The sequence below is a fragment of the Microbispora siamensis genome, from assembly GCF_016863095.1.
In the GTDB taxonomy this organism is placed as follows: domain Bacteria; phylum Actinomycetota; class Actinomycetes; order Streptosporangiales; family Streptosporangiaceae; genus Microbispora; species Microbispora siamensis.
Window position 1 is genome coordinate 1 of record NZ_BOOF01000115.1, and the last position, 1412, is coordinate 1412.

Annotated in this window: 1 protein-coding gene; it reads right to left on the reverse strand. The window is 69.5% G+C overall.

Annotated elements, in window-relative coordinates:
• Positions 1–108 precede the first annotated feature (108 nt).
• Positions 109–1344, reverse strand: a complete 1236-nt coding sequence (locus Msi02_RS42705; protein WP_373308369.1) for an IS701 family transposase — start codon at positions 1342–1344, stop codon at positions 109–111.
• Between the last annotated feature and the right edge of the window lie 68 nt (positions 1345–1412).

The window sequence follows — 1412 nt, forward strand, 5'->3', positions numbered from 1 at the left end:
CTAGTAGTGCTTTGTTAGCTGATCAGGGTGGTCGCTGTGAGCATGTGGGGCAGCGGCCGGCCCAGGTGGCCAGAAGCACCTGGAGTTCTTTGAGGATCATGTAGAGGGTCAGGCCGCGGCTTTTGGGTCGTGTAACCGCAGTTCGGTGCAGAACAGGTGGGCGGCGGTGACCAAGGTGACGTGGCGGTGCCAGCCGATCCAGGAGCGGCCCTCGAAGTGGTCCAGGCCCAGGCCGGTCTTGAGTTCGCGGTAGTCGTGCTCGATCCGCCAGCGGATCTTCGCCAGGGCGACCAGCGTGGCGGCCGGGGTGTCGGCGGGCAGGTCGGTCAGCCAGTACTTGATCGGCTCAGGCTCGTGATCGGGCCATTGCGCGAGCAGGAGAGTGACCGGCAGTGTGCCATCGCCTGCGGGATGGGGCCGGCGTCCGGCGACGCGGACGGGCAGGATGACGAACTGGGAGGTCATGGCTCCTTTGGAGCCGGTGCGCCAGGTCACGGTTATCGCCGCCTGACGCCCGGCGGCCAGCACGTGCTCGCGCAGGCTGATCGGCCTACTGGGGTAGCGGTGCGGCCGGGGTGGGCGGCCTCGGCCCGAGTAGGTGACCGGGTCGGGTTCATCGGTGGCGTGGTGGGCGGTGACGGCGCCTTTGACCTGCACCACGTAGTGCACGCCGCGCTCGGACAGGGCCGCGCGCAGGTGAGCGTTGTCGCCGTAGGCGGCATCGGCCACCACCAGCGGCGGCGCAAGGCCCCACGCGGCCAGCTCATCGAGCATCTCCACCGCGAGGTGCCACTTGGGGCGGTGGTGTTCGCTCTCGGGGATGGCGCAGCGGGCCCGGCGCGCGGTGACCTGTGCGGCGACGGCCTCGTCGCCGGTGTGTGCGGGGTCCCACGAGGCGGGCAGGAACAGGCGCCAGTTCAGCGGGCAGGAGGCGGCGTCGGTGACGGCGTGCACGCTGACGCCGATCTGGCAGTTGCCGACCTTGCCCAGGGTGCCGGAGTACTGCCGGGCCACTGCGGGTGAGGCGATGCCGTCTTTGGGGAAGCCGGTGTCGTCGATCACCCAGGCCACCGGGGCGATGGCGGCGACCGTCCGGGTGGCCAGGCGACGGCGCACCTCGGTGAGGTCCCAGGTGGAGGAGGTGAGGAACTGCTGCAGTCCTTGGTGGTCCACGCCCAGGCGTTCGGCCATCGGCTGCATCGACTTGCGGCGGCCGTCCAGCAGCAGCCCCCGCAGGTAGGTCAGTCCCTTAACCCGCTGATCCCGGCGGGCCATAGGAGCGAACATCTCAGCGGCGAAGGACTCCAGTTGCCGGCGGACGTGGGCGAGGTGCTCGGGGGTCACGCCCGCATCGCACCACTACCTACCGGCACCGACCAGTCACAGAAGGCTGACCTAACAAAGCACTACTA